The organism is Mitsuaria sp. BK041, assembly GCF_014193085.1.
In the GTDB taxonomy this organism is placed as follows: Bacteria; Pseudomonadota; Gammaproteobacteria; order Burkholderiales; family Burkholderiaceae_C; genus Roseateles.
Map to the genome: position 1 here is coordinate 2,188,416 of NZ_JACHYT010000001.1, position 14,921 is coordinate 2,203,336.

At 71.7% G+C, this 14,921-nt stretch carries 12 protein-coding genes; 7 read left to right on the plus strand and 5 right to left on the minus strand.

The genetic code is table 11. From position 1 onward, the window contains the following. Positions 1 to 192: 192 nt before the first annotated feature. Complete coding sequence (locus FHT38_RS09620) at positions 193 to 1,302, plus strand: S-(hydroxymethyl)glutathione dehydrogenase/class III alcohol dehydrogenase (protein ID WP_183479412.1); 1,110 nt, start codon at positions 193 to 195, stop codon at positions 1,300 to 1,302. A gap of 58 nt (positions 1,303 to 1,360) precedes the next feature. Here the strand turns inward: FHT38_RS09620 and FHT38_RS09625 are convergent, their stop codons facing one another. The 3 genes from FHT38_RS09625 to FHT38_RS09635 form a co-directional block, all read right to left on the minus strand. Further along, complete coding sequence (locus tag FHT38_RS09625) at positions 1,361 to 2,149, minus strand: tellurite resistance TerB family protein (protein WP_183491518.1); 789 nt, start codon at positions 2,147 to 2,149, stop codon at positions 1,361 to 1,363. 172 nt (positions 2,150 to 2,321) lie between these two features. Further along, positions 2,322 to 2,528, minus strand: a complete 207-nt coding sequence (locus tag FHT38_RS09630) for a hypothetical protein (RefSeq protein ID WP_091724529.1) — start codon at positions 2,526 to 2,528, stop codon at positions 2,322 to 2,324. A 109-nt stretch (positions 2,529 to 2,637) separates the two neighbouring features. After that, the gene (locus FHT38_RS09635; protein ID WP_255488643.1) at positions 2,638 to 3,603 is read right to left on the minus strand and encodes a LysR substrate-binding domain-containing protein; all 966 of its coding nucleotides are present in this window, start codon (positions 3,601 to 3,603) and stop codon (positions 2,638 to 2,640) included. 143 nt (positions 3,604 to 3,746) lie between these two features. Between FHT38_RS09635 and FHT38_RS09640 the strand changes: the two genes are divergently transcribed. The 3 genes from FHT38_RS09640 to FHT38_RS09650 all read left to right on the plus strand — a co-directional run bounded on the left by FHT38_RS09640 (position 3,747) and on the right by FHT38_RS09650 (position 7,130). Further along, a complete protein-coding gene (locus tag FHT38_RS09640) occupies positions 3,747 to 4,820 on the plus strand; it encodes a tartrate dehydrogenase (protein WP_183491520.1) in 1,074 nt (357 codons plus the stop codon). A 119-nt stretch (positions 4,821 to 4,939) separates the two neighbouring features. Then, the gene (locus FHT38_RS09645; protein ID WP_183491522.1) at positions 4,940 to 5,944 is read left to right on the plus strand and encodes a tripartite tricarboxylate transporter substrate binding protein; all 1,005 of its coding nucleotides are present in this window, start codon (positions 4,940 to 4,942) and stop codon (positions 5,942 to 5,944) included. Between the two features lie 85 nt (positions 5,945 to 6,029). After that, on the plus strand, positions 6,030 to 7,130 hold the full coding sequence (locus tag FHT38_RS09650; RefSeq protein ID WP_183491525.1) for a glycosyltransferase: 1,101 nt from the start codon (positions 6,030 to 6,032) through the stop codon (positions 7,128 to 7,130). Here the strand turns inward: FHT38_RS09650 and FHT38_RS09655 are convergent. Next, entirely contained in the window at positions 7,121 to 8,230 is a 1,110-nt protein-coding gene (locus tag FHT38_RS09655) for an ATP-binding protein (RefSeq protein ID WP_183491527.1), read from the minus strand. The two genes, FHT38_RS09650 and FHT38_RS09655, sit on opposite strands and share 10 nt — an antisense overlap. Beyond that, positions 8,227 to 8,937 (minus strand): response regulator, encoded by a 711-nt coding sequence (locus tag FHT38_RS09660; protein WP_091724534.1) that lies wholly within the window; start codon positions 8,935 to 8,937, stop codon positions 8,227 to 8,229. Before FHT38_RS09660 ends, FHT38_RS09655 begins: the two co-directional genes overlap by 4 nt. A 141-nt stretch (positions 8,938 to 9,078) precedes the next feature. Between FHT38_RS09660 and FHT38_RS09665 the strand changes: the two genes are divergently transcribed. From FHT38_RS09665 to FHT38_RS09675, 3 genes are read left to right on the plus strand one after another with little or no spacing between them, the layout of a single operon-like run. Next, positions 9,079 to 10,263 carry an efflux RND transporter periplasmic adaptor subunit gene (locus FHT38_RS09665; RefSeq protein WP_183491529.1) on the plus strand — a complete coding sequence of 395 codons (1,185 nt, stop codon included), beginning with the start codon at positions 9,079 to 9,081 and terminating at the stop codon, positions 10,261 to 10,263. A 10-nt stretch (positions 10,264 to 10,273) separates the two neighbouring features. After that, a complete protein-coding gene (locus tag FHT38_RS09670) occupies positions 10,274 to 13,477 on the plus strand; it encodes a multidrug efflux RND transporter permease subunit (protein ID WP_183491531.1) in 3,204 nt (1,067 codons plus the stop codon). Then, the gene (locus FHT38_RS09675; RefSeq protein ID WP_183491534.1) at positions 13,474 to 14,892 is read left to right on the plus strand and encodes an efflux transporter outer membrane subunit; all 1,419 of its coding nucleotides are present in this window, start codon (positions 13,474 to 13,476) and stop codon (positions 14,890 to 14,892) included. The genes FHT38_RS09670 and FHT38_RS09675 overlap by 4 nt, the downstream gene beginning before the upstream one ends. The last annotated feature ends 29 nt before the right edge of the window (positions 14,893 to 14,921 follow it).

Here is a 14,921-nt window from a genome sequence, read left to right on the forward strand (position 1 = left end):
AACGACAGGCTCGCGTCGCGGAGGCTTCTCCGCGTGCTCCATCCGCCGCCGGTTCCCTCCCGGCGGATCAGTCCAGGTGGGCGAGGCGCGAAGGCGGCGGCGCCAATCGGGACGGGCGCGGGGTATAGACTGCCCCGCATCGTCGCGCCCTCCGGGGCGCGTGCTCATTCCGTTCCTCCGAAAGGCCCTCTCATGAAATCCCGTGCCGCCGTCGCCTTCGCAGCCGGCCAGCCGCTGCAGATCGTCGAGATCGATGTCGAGCCGCCCCGCAAGGGCGAGGTGCTGGTGAAGATCACCCACACCGGCGTCTGCCACACCGATGCGTTCACGCTCAGCGGCGACGATCCGGAAGGGCTGTTCCCGGCGGTGCTCGGCCATGAGGGCGCGGGCATCGTCGTCGAGGTGGGCGAGGGCGTCACCAGCGTCAAGCCCGGCGACCACGTCATCCCGCTCTACACCGCCGAATGCGGCGAGTGCCTGTTCTGCAAGTCCGGCAAGACCAACCTGTGCGTCGCCGTGCGCGCCACCCAGGGCAAGGGCGTGATGCCCGACGGCACGACGCGCTTCTCCTACCAGGGCCAGCCGGTCTACCACTACATGGGCTGCTCGACCTTCAGCGAGTACACGGTGGTGGCCGAGGTGTCGCTGGCCAAGGTCCATCCCGAAGCGAACCCCGAGCAGGTCTGCCTGCTCGGCTGCGGCGTGACCACCGGCCTGGGCGCGGTGAAGAACACCGCCAAGGTGCAGCCCGGCGACTCGGTGGCCGTGTTCGGCCTGGGCGGCATCGGGCTGGCGGTGATCCAGGGCGCGAAGCTGGCGCAGGCCGGCCGCATCATCGCGATCGACACCAACCCGTCCAAGTTCGAGCTGGCCAAGGTCTTCGGCGCGACCGACTGCGTGAATCCGAAGGACCACGACAAGCCGATTCAGCAGGTGATCGTCGAGATGACCGGTTGGGGCGTCGATCACTCCTTCGAATGCATCGGCAATGTCAACGTGATGCGCGCGGCGCTGGAGTGCGCGCACCGCGGCTGGGGCCAGTCCATCGTCATCGGCGTCGCGGGCGCGGGCCAGGAGATCTCGACGCGCCCCTTCCAGCTGGTGACCGGCCGGACCTGGAAAGGCACGGCCTTCGGCGGCGTGAAGGGCCGCTCGCAGCTGCCGGGCATGGTGGAGGAGGCGATGCGCGGCGACATCCAGCTCGCGCCCTTCGTCACCCACACCATGCCGCTGACCGGCATCAACGAGGCCTTCGACCTGATGCACGAAGGCAAGTCGATCCGCTCCGTCGTCCACTACTGATTGCGAGCGAGCCGCCGGCCCTCGCCGCGATCGGCGGCGGGCGGCCGGCGCGCCGGCGTCACGACTGCAGCGCCTGCGCCTCGAGCTGCGCCTTGAGGCCGTCGGGCAGCTTCAGCTGCCGGGCGAGTTCGTCGAGGTAGGCGCGTTCCATGAAGCTGGTCTCGTCGACCATCAGCAGCGTCGCCAGGTACATCTCGGCAGCGATCTCCGGCGTCGTGGCCGCCTGCGCCACGGCCGCCGGATCGAGCGGCCGGCGCAGCGCGTCCTCGTGCCAGCGGCGCAGCTCGGCATCGCCGTCCAGGCGGGCCAGTTCGTTCTCGATGAGCTCGCGCTCGCGGTCGTCGAGGTGACCGTCGGCCTTGGCCGCCGCGATCATCGCCAGCAGCACCGCGCGGCTGTGCTGCTCCGCCTCCGCCGGCGACACGCGGTCCAGCGTGCGCGGTTCGGCCGTCACGGCGCCCGGGGTCCACGTCGCTGAACCGGTCGTCGCACCGGCGCGTGCCGCGCCCGCCGCGCCGCCCGGCGCGGTCGCGCCCTGGGCCTGCTGCTGCGCCTGCCAGCTCGTGTAGGCCTTGTAGGCCATCAGCCCGAGCGCCGCGATGCTGCCGTACTTCAAGGCCTTGCCGCCGTAGCTGCGGCCGCGCTTGCTGCCCAGCAGCGCACCCAGCACGCCGGCCGCACCCGCGCCGGCTCCGAGCTTGCCCAGGCCGCCGAGATTGGCGAGGTCGCCCAGGCTGCCCAGCCCGCCGAGCCCGCCCGATCCGCCGCGGCTCATGCCGCCACCGCGGCCTTCGAGCAGGTCACGTCCGGATCTCAGCAATTGGTCCAGAAGTCCATGTGCGCTCATCGTCTGCCCCTTGTCATGTGAAGCGAAAGCCTGCCAGTTGAGGCCGGGCCACGGCATTCCCAAGATCCCATGGGGCTGCGGTAGACGACGGGCCGGCGGTCTTGATCGTCACGGTCGTCAATGCTAGGACTTGGCGGCCATCGTTGTCGCCGCGGGTCCGCGGCGGAGCCCTTCAGCGCGTCTCGCGCCAGCCCAGCACCCGGGCCGGCAGGAACAGGATGGCCTTGAGCAAGGCGAAGACCGCCTCGACGCTCAGGCCGATCAGCCGGAACGGCAGCGTCAGCAGCCACACGATCGGCCACATCACCAGCGCCAGCAAGGCCAGCGGCCAGCACAGCACGAACAGGACCAGCCAGCACAGCAAGCCGAAGAAACTCATGACGTACTCCTTGGTTCGCAACACCGCGCCGGGTCGACGCGGCAGGGCGGCACCATAGCGCTGGCCGCGGCGTCATGCGGCCATCGCGCGACAGACCGGCGCATCGGGCTCATGGACTGCGCATGAGCGCTCCGAACGCCTGCGCCAGATGCTCGACGAATTGCCGGACCCGGGCCGTTCCCTGGACGCGCTGCGGATAGACGGCATAGATGTCGGCGTCCGGCGTCTCCCAGTCGGGCAGCACCTGCACCAGGCGCCCGCTGGCGAGGAAACGCGCGATGTCCCATTCCGCGCGCATCAGGATGCCGTGACCGTCGAGCGCCCAGTTCACCGCGATCTCGCCATCGTTGGTGGTCAGCGCGCCGCGCGTCTTCACCGCCTCGGTCACCGTCTTGCGGCCGCGCCGCGCGCTCAGTCGCCACAGCCCGTAAGCCTCCTCGCCCTGGCGGATGCCGATGCAGTCGTGACGCACCAGCTCGGCTGGCGTCTTCGGCGTGCCATGCCGCCTCAGGTAGGCGGGGGACGCGCACAGCAGCCGGCGGTTGGACGCGATCCGCCGTGCGATGACCCGCGCATCGGGCGGCGGGCCGAAACGGATGCAGACGTCGAAGGCGTCCTCGTGCAGCGGCGGTGGATTGACCGACAGTTGCAGCTGCACCTGCAGCTTCGGATGCTGGCGCGCGAAGCTCGAGATCAGCGGCGCGATGTGCGTGCGGCCGAAGCCCAGCGTCGCGTTCACCCGCAGCAGGCCGCTCGCGGTGCCGCCGCTGGCGCTGAGCAGCTCCTGCAGGTCGTCGATCGCGGCCAGGATGCGCCGCGCATGGTCCAGGTAGAGCTCGCCTTCCTGCGTCAGGCTCATGCGGCGCGTCGTGCGGCTGAGCAGCGGCGTGCCGATCCGGCCCTCCATCTGCGTCAGGTGCTTGCTCACCGCGGCGGTGGTGATGCCGAGCTCGCGTGCGGCGGCGCTGAGGCTGCCAGCGCTGCACAGCGTCGAGAAGAAGCTCAGGTCCGCCGGTGCGATCGCCGCCACGGGCATGGCCGCGGCTTCCCTGCGCGGCGAGGTCTTGGATGCCATGCCGATGGCCCCTCCGATTGTTGAATCCAGGTTAAGGACGGCTTGAATGTAGCCGCGATCCATGGCAGTCGCCGCTCCCTAGAGTCGATCCCGAGACGCCTCACCTGAGGCCGCTTTGGACACGAGACCGGAGACCCATTCCCATGAAGACCTATCGCATCGCCACGATCCCCGGCGACGGCATCGGCAAGGAAGTCATTCCCGCCGGCCGCGAGGTGCTGGAGGCGCTCGCCGCCACGACCGATCGCTTCCGCTTCGACTTCGAGCACTTCGGCTGGGGCGGCGACTGGCACCGCGCGCACGGCGAGATGATGCCGGCCGACGGCCTGGAGGCGCTGCGCGACAAGGACGCGATCCTGTTCGGCTCGGCCGGCGACCCGGACATCCCGGACCACATCACGCTGTGGGGCCTGCGGCTGAAGATCTGCCAGGGCTTCGACCAGTACGCCAACGTGCGGCCGACCCGCGTGCTGCCTGGCATCGACGCGCCGCTCAAGCGCTGCGGACCGCGCGACCTGGACTGGGTGATCGTGCGCGAGAACTCCGAGGGCGAGTACGCCGGTGTCGGTGGCCGCGTCCACCAGGGCCATCCGATCGAGGCCGCGACGGACGTGTCCGTCATGACCCGCGCCGGCGTCGAGCGGATCATGCGCTTCGCCTTCAAGCTGGCGCAGTCGCGGCCGCGCAAGCTGCTGACGGTGATCACCAAGAGCAACGCGCAACGCCATGCGATGGTCATGTGGGACGAGATCGCCGCGCAGGTCGCCGCGGAGTTTCCCGACGTCACCTGGGGCAAGGAGCTGGTCGACGCTGCGACCGCGCGCATGGTCAACAAGCCGGCGACGCTGGACACCATCGTCGCGACCAACCTGCATGCCGACATCCTCAGCGACCTGGCGGCCGCGCTCGCCGGCAGCCTGGGCATCGCGCCGACGGGCAACATCGACCCGGAACGCCGCTATCCCTCGATGTTCGAGCCGATCCACGGCTCGGCCTTCGACATCATGGGCCGCGGCCTGGCCAATCCGATCGGCACCTTCTGGTCCGCGGTGATGCTGCTGGAACACCTCGGCGAGGACGACGCCGCCCGGCGCCTGATGCGGGCCATCGAATCGGTGACCGCCAATCCGGCACTGCACACCGGCGACCTCGGCGGCCAGGCGAAGACCACCGATGTCACCGCCGCAGTGATCGCCGCGCTCCGCCACGCCGCATAGCACCGCGTCGCACCGCGCAGCCGCTCACCTGTCTTGCTCCCTCTCCCGCTTGCGGGAGAGGGCAGGGGTGAGGGCCGCACCCGCCCGAGTGGCCCCAGAGCCATCGATCAGGAGACCCCATGAGCCTTTCGACCCTCCACCGCGCCCGACGCGCGCTGCTCGCCACCGCGATCGGCCTGACCGTCGCCGCGCCCGCGCTGCTCGCACCGGCGGCCTTCGCCCAGCCCTGGCCGACCAAGCCGGTCACCCTGGTCGTGCCTTTCCCCGCCGGCGGCACCACCGACGTGCTGGCCCGCGCGCTGGCGGAGAAGCTCCAGCAGAGCCTGGGCCAGCCGGTGATCGTCGAGAGCCGCCCCGGCGCGGGCGCGACGCTCGGAGCCGACTACGTCGCCAAGGCCAAGCCGGACGGCTACACGTTGCTGATCGGCGCGGTCCACCACACGATCGCGAGCAGCGTCTACAAGAAACTGCCTTACGACTTCCAGAAGGACTTCGTGCCGATCACCGGCCTGGCGCTCGTGCCCAACGTGCTGGTCGTCAATGCGGGCGCGACGCCGGCGAAGTCGGTGGCCGAGCTGGTCGCGGCGCTGAAGGCCCATCCAGGCCAATGGAGCTACGGCTCCAACGGCAACGGCACCGCGCAGCACCTGATCGGCACCCAGTTCCAGAACGCCACCGGCACCACGCTCCTGCACGTGCCCTACAAGGGCAGCGGCCCGCTCGCCACCGACCTGCTGGGCGCGCAGATCCAGATGTCCTTCGACACCATCACGCCGGTGCTGCCGCACATCAAGGCCGGCAAGCTGCGCGCGCTGGCGGTCACGACGGCCCGGCGCTCCAGCGCGCTGCCCGACGTGCCGACGCTGGAGGAAGCGGGGCTCAAGGGTTTCGACATCGGCACCTGGTTCGGCGTGCTGGCGCCGGCGGCGACGCCCCGGGACATCGTCGCCCGCCTGAACGCGGAGATGGTGAAGGTGATCCAGGCGCCGGAGTTCCGCAAGCGCATGGACGAGATCGGCGCCGAGCCGACCGGCGGCAGCAGCGAGCAGCTGGCCGCGCAGATCCGCAGCGAGACCGGCAGGTTCGCGAAGCTGGTGAAAGACGCGAACGTCCAGATCGAGTGAGTGGCGCCGGGGTGGTCCGGGTCCTCCATCATCTCTCCACGATCCGTCCACGAAGGGTCCATGCAGGCGTCCCAGACTGGGCGCCATGGCTTCCCCCTCACTTCCTCCGCTGACCATCGTCCATGTCGTCTTCTCGTCCCGCCTGGCCGGCGCGGAACGGCATGCGCTAGACCTCGCCGCCGCGCAGGCCGCGGCCGGCCACCGCGTCCACGTGGTCACCCGCGGCAGCACGGCGCTGTGCCGCGCCATGCCGGCGGGCGTCGACCACCACGTGCTGGCGCTGCCGCTGTGGCGCGGCACCCGCCTGGATGCGCTGCTGCGCCGGCTGGGCGCGGACCTCTGCCATGGCCACCTCGGCCCGGCCTGCAAGACCGTCGCGAGCTGCGACGCGGCGCTGCGCTTCGGCACGCTGCACGTCGGCTACAAGGCCCATCACCACGAGCGGCTCGACGGCCTGATCTGCGTCAACCAGGCGCAGTGGGACTCGCTCAACGACTACCTCGGCGCGGCGCGCGTGATCTACAACTGGCCGCCGCGATCGGATCAGCCCAAGACGCCGGGCGAAGCGCCGCGACGGCCGGGCCTGCGCGAGCAGCTCAAGCTGGCCGACGACCAGGTGCTCGTCGGCACCGTCGCCCGGCTGCATCGCAGCAAGGGGGTCGATCTGTTGATCCGTGCGTTCTCGCGGCATGCGCCGGGCCACGCGGTGCTGGCCATCCTCGGCGAGGGCCGGGAGGCGAGGGCGCTGAAGCGGCTGGCCGCGGGTCATCCGGGCATCCACTTCCTCGGCTTCCGCGACGACGTCGACGCGGTGCTGGAGGACATGGACCTGTTCGTCTCCCCCTCGCGCGAGGAGGCCCTGCCGCTGGCGGTGCTGGAGGCGATGCGAGCCGGGCTGCCCATCGTGGCCACGCGCACGAACGGGCTGCAGCAGCTGTTGTCGGATGCGCCGGCGACGCTCGTGCCGCTGGAGGACGTCGCCGCGCTGGGCACGGCCTTGCAGGCGAGCATCCGCGGTCTGCGCCTGCCGGGGCATGGCCGGGTGCGGTCACGCGTCGCTTATGACCTGTCGCCCTATGACCGCGACCTGGCGGTCGCCCGGATCGAGGCCTTCTATCGCTCGCTGATGCCGACGTCGATGCCGACGTCGACGTCCACGTCGACGCTTGGCGGCTCCTACGCCTGAGTCCCGGCCGGCGTGTCCGGCCAGGTCAGCTCGATCGCCGTCCCGCCCAGCGGCGACGGCACGCACACCGCGTGGCCGCGATGCGCGCGCGCGATCGCGCCGACCACCGCCAATCCCAATCCGGTGCCGCCGCTGTCGCGCGAGCGCGAGCTCTCCGCGCGCCAGAACGCCTCGAAGACGCGCTGCGCGACGGCCGCGGGCACGCCCGGTCCCTCGTCCTCGACGCGCAGCACGCAGACGCCGCGGCTCACGCCCGCATGCACGCGCACGACGCCCGGCACCGCGTACTTGCGGGCGTTCTCGAGCAGGGCCAGCAGCACCTGGCGCAGGCGCACCGGATCGACGTGGGCGCGGCCCGGCGGCAGGTCGAGGACGACGCGCTGGCCCGCCGCCGCCATCGCGTGCTCGTAGACGTCGACGACCTGGCGCACTTCCTCGGCGAGGTCGGTCTCGACGATCTGCAGGTGCAGGTGGCCGCTCTCGGACAGGCCCAGCGTGCGCAGGTCGTCGATCAGCCGGGACAGGCCCTCCACCTGCGACAGCAGCTTGCGGAACTGCGCCTCGGACGGCTCGAAGACACCGTCCGCCAGCCCCTGCAGGCGGCCGCGCAGGATGGTCACCGGCGTGCGCAGCTCATGCGCGATCGCGGCGTTCCACTGCGCCTTCTCGTGGGTGACGCGCTCGAGCTGGTCGGCCATCGAGTTGAAGTCCTCGACCAGCCGCGAGGCCTCGCCCAGCGACAGGTCGCCACCAACGGCGCGGGCGCTGAGGTCGCCGGCGGCGACCTGCTGGATGCAGTCGGCCACCGAGTTCAGCGGCACCAGGATGCGCCGCGCCAGCCGCGAGGCGACCCAGGCCGCGCCCGCCATCGCCGCGATCGTGGTGAGCACCATCCAGACGATCTCGGGCGGCGTCAACGCCATGGAGTCGGTCTCCATGATCTCGGGCTGCACCCGCGACAGCACGTAATAGAAGGCGAAGGAGGTGCTGATCACCAGCACCGTCAGCCAGAACGCGACCATCGTCATCGACAGCACGATCTGCCGGCTCAGCCCGCCGGCAGGGAGCTCCGCCCGCCGGCGCGCCGGCGCGGGATTCATTCGACCTCCCGGAAGCGGTAGCCGATGCCCCGCACGCTGGCCGGCACGCCCTCGACGCCCAGGTCCTCGAGCTTGCGGCGCAGCTTGCTGACGTGGCTGTCCACGGTGCGCTCGAGCGCGTCGCCCTCGGGCAGGCAGGCCTGGAGCAGTTCGGCGCGGCTGTAGGCGCGCCGCGGATGGCGCGCCATCTCGGCCAGCAGCCGGAACTCCGTCAGCGTCAGCGACAGCCGCTGCGGCAGGCCGCCGACCTCGGCGGTCGCGACATGGTTCTCCAGGTCGATCTCGAACGGCGCCACGCGCAGCACCGGCGCGGGCGGGCGGCTGGGCCGGCCCGCGCGGCGCAGCACCGCCTGCACGCGTGCCACCACCTCGGCCGGGTTGAAGGGCTTGACGACGTAGTCGTCGGCGCCGATGCGCAGCCCGGTCAGCTTGTCGACGTCCTGGTCCAGCGCGGTCAGCAGGATCACCGGCGTGTCGCCGCGCTGGCGGATCGCGGCCAGCACCTGCCAGCCGTCCAGCAGCGGCATCTGCACGTCCAGCAGCACCAGGTCGGGCTTGAGCGCGAGGTGATGCTCCAGCGCGCGCCGGCCGTCGGTGGCGCGCGCGGTGCGCAGGCCCTCGCGCTCCAGGTAGGCCTGGAGGATGTCGGCGATCTCGGGCTCGTCCTCGACGATCAGCACGAGGGAACTGGTGAAGGCATCCGTCATGGGCGCGGATTCTCCTCCGGCGATCGCCGCTCCATCGAATCTCCACAGTTCCTCAGCCCGGCCTCCATCGACGCCGCCCAGACTCCGGCCCCTTGGCGACGGCGATCGCCGCTGTCCCTGAAGTCTGAAAGCGACGTGAACATGAAGAATCGAACGCCCTGGGTCCGGCGCGGCGCGGGTGCCCTGGCCGCGAGCCTGCTGGCCGCGTGCGGGATGGAGGCCGGCGAGATGCCGCCGACGCCGCCGCCCGCCGTGACGGTGACCACGCTGAAGCCCGAGGCGCTGACCGTCTCGGAGGATTTCCCCGGCCGCGTCGCCGCGCTGCGCGTGGCCGAGATCCGGCCGCAGGTCAGCGGCATCGTGCAGCGCCGGCTGTTCCAGGAGGGCGCCGAGGTGCGCGCCGGGCAGCCGCTGTTCGCGATCAATGCCGCGCCGTTCCAGGCCGAGGCCGCCATCGCGGCCGCCGCGCTCCAGCGGGCCGAGGCCGCGCTCGCGCGGGCCCAGCAGCAGCACGATCGGCTGGCGCCGCTGGCCCGTGCCGAGGCCGTCAGCCGCCAGGCCTTCGACGACGCCACCACCGAGCGCGACCTCGCCGCCGCCGACGTGGCGCAGGCCCGCGCCACGCATCGGCGCCGGCAGCTCGACCTGGCGTTCGCCACCGTCGAGGCGCCGATCGCCGGCCGCATCGACCAGGCCCTGCAGACCGAGGGTGCGCTGGTCGCCGCGACCGACGCCACGCCGCTGGCGCGCATCGTCCAGATCGACCAGGTCTATGTCGACGTGCGCCAGCCCGCGGCCGCGCTGGCGCCGCTGCGGCGCCGGCTCGAGATCGCCGGCAAGGGCCGGGCCGAAGAAGGGGCGGGTGCCGGCGTGCCCGTCACCGTCCTGGGCGCCGACGGCGCGCCGCTCGACCTGAAGGCGCGCGTGCTGTTCTCGGGCATGTCCGTGGACGCGGGCACGGGCGACGTGCTGATGCGCGTGCTGGTCGACAACCCCCGCCGCGAGCTGCTGCCCGGCATGTTCGTGCGAGCCCGCCTCTCGAGCATCGCCTACGAGCAGGCGCTGCGCGTGCCGCAGCAGGCGGTGCAGCGCGGCGCCATGGGCACGCAGGTCTGGGTGCTGTCGGGCACCGGCGAGGCCCGCCGCGTCACGGTGCAGCTGGGCGAACTGGTCGACCGGCACTACCGCGTCAGCGCCGGCCTGCGCGCCGGCGACCGCGTCGTGGTCACCGGCATGGACCGGCTGGTCGAAGGCGTGAAGACGCAGGTGGTCGCGAGCGAGGCCGCATCGCCGCTGGCCGTCGCCTCCACCGCGGCCGTGCGCTGAGGAGCGACCCATGCCTCAGTTCTTCATCCAGCGGCCCGTCTTCGCCTGGGTCATCGCGCTGTTCATCGTGCTGTTCGGGCTGATCGCGCTGCCGCAGCTGCCGATCGCCCGCTATCCCTCGGTGGCGCCGCCGTCGGTGACCATCTCCGCCACCTCGCCCGGTGCGACGCCGCAGTCGCTGAACGACGGCGTCGTGAGCCTCATCGAGCATGAGCTGTCCGGCGTGAAGGGGCTGCTCTACTTCGAGTCCACCGCCGATACCTCCGGCCAGGCCAGCATCACCGCGACCTTCAAGCCGGGCACCGATCCGGCGATGGCGCAGGTCGACGTGCAGAACCGGATCAAGGCCGTGGAGGCCCGGCTGCCGCAGGCGGTGCGCCAGAACGGCCTGGTCGTCGAGTCCGCCTCGTCCTCCTTCCTGATGATCATCGGCCTGCGGGCCGACGACGGCGGGGTCGACGAGACCGCGCTGAGCGATTACCTCGCGCGCAACACCGTCGAGGAACTGCGCCGCATCGACGGCGTCGGCCGGGTGCAGCTGTTCGGCGCGGAGCAGGCGATGCGGGTCTGGGTCGACCCGGTCAAGCTGATCGGCTACGGGCTGAGCATGTCGGACGTCAGCGGCGCCATCGCGCGCCAGAACGTGCAGATCTCGCCGGGGCGGCTGGGCGACTCGCCCGCCACCGCCGGCCAGCGGGTGACGGTGCCGCTGACGGTGGAAGGCCAACTCGGCTCGCCCGAGGAGTTCGCGTCCATCGTGCTGCGCGCCAATGCCGATGGCTCGCGGCTGCTGCTGCGCGACGTCGCCCGGGTGGAGCTGGGCGCGCAGTCCTACGGCTTCGTCATCAGCGAGAACGGCAAGGCCGCGTCCGCGCTCGCGGTGCAGCTGGCGCCGGGCGGCAACGCGGTCAAGACCGCCCAGGCGGTGCTGGACCGGATCGAGCAGCTCAAGCCGGCGCTGCCCAAGGGGCTGAGCTACTCGGTGCCGTTCGAGACGGCGCCTTTCGTGAAGCTCTCGATCGAGCAGGTCGTGCACACGCTGCTCGAGGCGATGGTGCTGGTCTTCCTCGTGATGTACCTGTTCCTGCAGAACCTGCGCTACACGCTGATCCCGGCGATCGTCGCGCCGATCGCGCTGCTGGGCACGCTGGCGGTGATGCTGGTGGCCGGCTTCTCGGTCAACGTGCTGACCATGTTCGGCATGGTGCTGGCGATCGGCATCATCGTGGACGACGCGATCGTGGTCGTCGAGAACGTCGAGCGGCTGATGGCGGAGGAGGGCCTGGGACCGCGCGAGGCGACGGTCAAGGCGATGAAGGAAATCACCGGCGCGGTCGTCGGCATCACGCTGGTGCTGACCGCGGTGTTTCTGCCGATGGCCTTCTCCAGCGGGTCGGTCGGCGTGATCTACCAGCAGTTCGCGCTGTCGATGGCGGTGTCCATCCTGTTCTCGGCCTTCCTCGCGCTGAGCCTGACGCCCGCGCTGTGCGCCACGCTGCTCAAGCCCGTCCCGGCCGGCCACCATGAGAAGCGCGGCTTCTTCGGCTGGTTCAACCGGCGCTTTGACCGGCTGACGCGCCGCTACGAGTCCGGCGTGGTGCGGCTGGTCGCGCGCAGCGGGCGGATGATGCTGGTCTTCCTGGCGCTGTCGGGCGCGCTGGTCGCGGCGCTGCGCGTGCTGCCGTCCTCGTTCCTGCCGGAGGAGGACCAGGGCTACTTCATGACGATGTTCCAGCTGCCCTCGGACGCGACGACCGAGCGCACGATGGACTCGATCCGCGCCTACGAGCGCCACCTGGCCACGCGTCCCGGCATAGCCAGCAACATGGCGGTGCTGGGCTTCGGCTTCTCGGGCTCCGGCCCCAACGCGGCGATGGCCTTCACCAACATGAAGCCCTGGGACCGCCGCGACGGCGCCACCACGGCCGACGAGGCCCGGCGCGCCCAGGAGGCGCTGGCCGGCACCGAGGGCCTGGTGATGAGCCTGATGCCGCCGGCCATCGAGGAGCTGGGGAATTCCTACGGCTTCACGATGCGGCTGGTCGACCAGGGCCACCAGGGCGCCGCGGCGCTGCAGGCGGCGCAGGCCAAGCTGCTGGAGCTGGCGGCGCAGAGCAGCGCGGTGGCCGGCGTGTATCCGGAAGGCCTGCCGCCGGGCACCGGCGTGCGGCTGGAGATCGACCGCCAGAAGGCGCAGGCGCTGGGCGTGGAGTTCAACGACATCAGCGACACCGTGTCCACGGCGATGGGCTCGCTCTACGTCAACGACTTCCCGAACCGGGGCCGGATGCAGCAGGTGATCGTGCAGGCCGACGCGCCGGCCCGCATGCAGCTGGACGACGTGCTCAAGCTCACCGTGCGCAATGGCGCCGGCGGCCTGGTGCAGCTGTCGGAGCTGGTCCGGCCGATCTGGAGCGAGACGCCGCTGCAGCTGGCGCGGTACCAGGGCTACCTGGCCGCCCGCCTCTCGGGCAGCGCCAACTACCCGACCTCCAGCGGCGAGGCGATGGCCGAGATGGAACGGCTGGCGGCGCAGCTGCCGCCGGGCTTCACCGTCGCATGGACCGGCCAGTCGCTGCAGGAGCGCGAGTCCGCGGCGCAGGCGCCGATGCTGCTGGCGCTGTCGATGCTGGTCGTCTTCCTGGTGCTGGCGGCGCTCTACGAGAGCTGGTCCATCCCGCTGTCGGTGATGCTGGTCGTCCCGCTCGGCCTGATCGGCGCGGTCGCGGCGGTGATGCTGCGCGGCCTGCCCAACGATGTCTTCTTCAAGGTGGGGATGATCACGGTGATCGGGCTGTCGGCGAAGAACGCGATCCTGATCGTCGAATTCGCCAAGCAGCTGCGGGAGGAGGGCCGTGGCCTGGTCGACGCGGTGGTGACCGCCGCGCGGATGCGCCTGCGGCCGATCCTGATGACCTCGCTGGCCTTCGTGCTGGGCGTGGTGCCGCTGATGCTGGCCTCCGGCGCGAGCGCCGAGACCCAGCGCGCCATCGGCACCGGCGTCTTCGGCGGCATGGTCAGCGCCACGGTCCTGGCGGTGGTGTTCGTGCCGGTGTTCTTCGTCTTCGTGATGGGCCTGCAGGAGCGCCTCGCCGCGTGGCGCGGGCGGTCCGCGTCGACGCCGGCCGGCCCGCGCGCCGGCAGTGGCAGCGACGACGGCGACGACAACAACGACGACAACAACAACCGCCATTCCCCCCGGGAGCCCGCATGAAGATGATGTTCATCGCCCTCGCGGCGGCCGCGATGCTGACCGGCTGCGCGCTGACGCCGCCGCTGGAGCGCCCCGCCAGCCCAGTGCCCGCCGCCTATCCGCTGCGGGACGATCCGGTGACCGACCGGACCGCCGCCGACCTCGGCTGGCGATCCATGTTCAACGACCCGGCGCTGCAGCGGCTGATCGAGCTGGCGCTGACCCACAACCGCGACCTGCGCCTGGCCGCGCTCAACGTCGAGATGGTGCGCGCGCAATACGACGTCCAGAAGGCGGCCGAGCTGCCGCACCTGGATGCCGGCGTCTCGATGACGCGCGAACGCGTCAACGCCGGCGGCCAGCGCGCGACGCAGACCCAGGCGGGCGCGAGCGTCGGCATCACCGCGTTCGAGCTGGACCTGTTCGGCCGGGTCCGCGCCTCTTCGGACGCGGCGCTGGCGCGCTACCTGGCCTCGGCGCAGGGACGCGACTCGGCGCGCATCGCGCTGGTCGGCGCGGTGGCCCAGGCCTACTTCGCCGAGCGGCTGGCGCAGGCGCAGCTGGCGCTGGCCACGCGCACCGTCGAGGACTGGCGCGGCTCGCTCGCGCTGGTCCGCCAGCTCCGGGCCGCGAACCAGACGGGTGCGCTCGAGCTCGCGCAGGCCGAGGCGCAGGTGGCGTCCTCGGAGGCCGACCGCGAGGCGCGACAGCGCGAGGCCGAGCGTCGTGGCCATGCGCTCGCGCAGCTGGTCGGCCAGCCGTTGCCGGCGGACCTGCCCGAGGGCGCGTCGCTGATGGAGGCGGCCGTGATCACGCAGTTGCCGGCGGGCCTGCCGTCGCAGCTGCTGGCACGGCGCCCGGACCTGCGCCAGGCGGAGCTCGCCCTGGTGGCGGCCAACGCCGAGATCGGCGTGGCGCGCGCGGCGCTGTTCCCGCGGATCTCGCTCACGGCGTCGGTGGGATCGGCGAGTCCGGGCCTGAAGGACCTGTTCAGGGGCGGCTCCGGCGTCTGGTCCTTCGCGCCGCAGATCACGCAGCCGCTGTTCCATGCCGGCCAGCTGCGGACGGAGCTGCGGCTGGCCGAGCTGCGCAAGTCCGCCGCGGTGCTGGAGTACGAACGCGCCATCGAGGCGGCCTTCCGCGAGGTGGCCGACGGCCTGTCCGGCCGGGAACGCTACGCGCGCCAGGCCGAGGCGCAGCAGCGCGTCGTGCAGGCGGCGGACCGCCGGGCGGCGCTCGCGGAGCTGCGCTACCGGGCCGGTGTCGACAGCCGCCTGGAGGTGCTGGACGCCCAGCGGCAGCTGTACGCCGCCCGGCAGGCGGCGCTGGACCTGCGCGGGGAGGAGATCGGCAATGCCATCGCGCTCTACAAGGCGCTGGGCGGCGGGTTGAGCGAGAACGACCGCGTCCTGCCGGAAGCACGATCGCGTCAATAACTGAAGCGATCGTCGTCAGGATTGGGGTG

Coding starts and splice junctions, on each gene's coding strand:
- FHT38_RS09660 (WP_091724534.1), bottom strand. CDS start 8,937: ATGACGGATGCCTTCACCAGTTCCCTCGTGCTGATCGTCGAGGACGAG.
- FHT38_RS09630 (WP_091724529.1), bottom strand. CDS start 2,528: ATGAGTTTCTTCGGCTTGCTGTGCTGGCTGGTCCTGTTCGTGCTGTGC.
- FHT38_RS09620 (WP_183479412.1), top strand. CDS start 193: ATGAAATCCCGTGCCGCCGTCGCCTTCGCAGCCGGCCAGCCGCTGCAG.
- FHT38_RS09655 (WP_183491527.1), bottom strand. CDS start 8,230: ATGAATCCCGCGCCGGCGCGCCGGCGGGCGGAGCTCCCTGCCGGCGGG.
- FHT38_RS09650 (WP_183491525.1), top strand. CDS start 6,030: ATGGCTTCCCCCTCACTTCCTCCGCTGACCATCGTCCATGTCGTCTTC.
- FHT38_RS09670 (WP_183491531.1), top strand. CDS start 10,274: ATGCCTCAGTTCTTCATCCAGCGGCCCGTCTTCGCCTGGGTCATCGCG.
- FHT38_RS09665 (WP_183491529.1), top strand. CDS start 9,079: ATGAAGAATCGAACGCCCTGGGTCCGGCGCGGCGCGGGTGCCCTGGCC.
- FHT38_RS09640 (WP_183491520.1), top strand. CDS start 3,747: ATGAAGACCTATCGCATCGCCACGATCCCCGGCGACGGCATCGGCAAG.
- FHT38_RS09625 (WP_183491518.1), bottom strand. CDS start 2,149: ATGAGCGCACATGGACTTCTGGACCAATTGCTGAGATCCGGACGTGAC.
- FHT38_RS09635 (WP_255488643.1), bottom strand. CDS start 3,603: ATGGCATCCAAGACCTCGCCGCGCAGGGAAGCCGCGGCCATGCCCGTG.
- FHT38_RS09645 (WP_183491522.1), top strand. CDS start 4,940: ATGAGCCTTTCGACCCTCCACCGCGCCCGACGCGCGCTGCTCGCCACC.
- FHT38_RS09675 (WP_183491534.1), top strand. CDS start 13,474: ATGAAGATGATGTTCATCGCCCTCGCGGCGGCCGCGATGCTGACCGGC.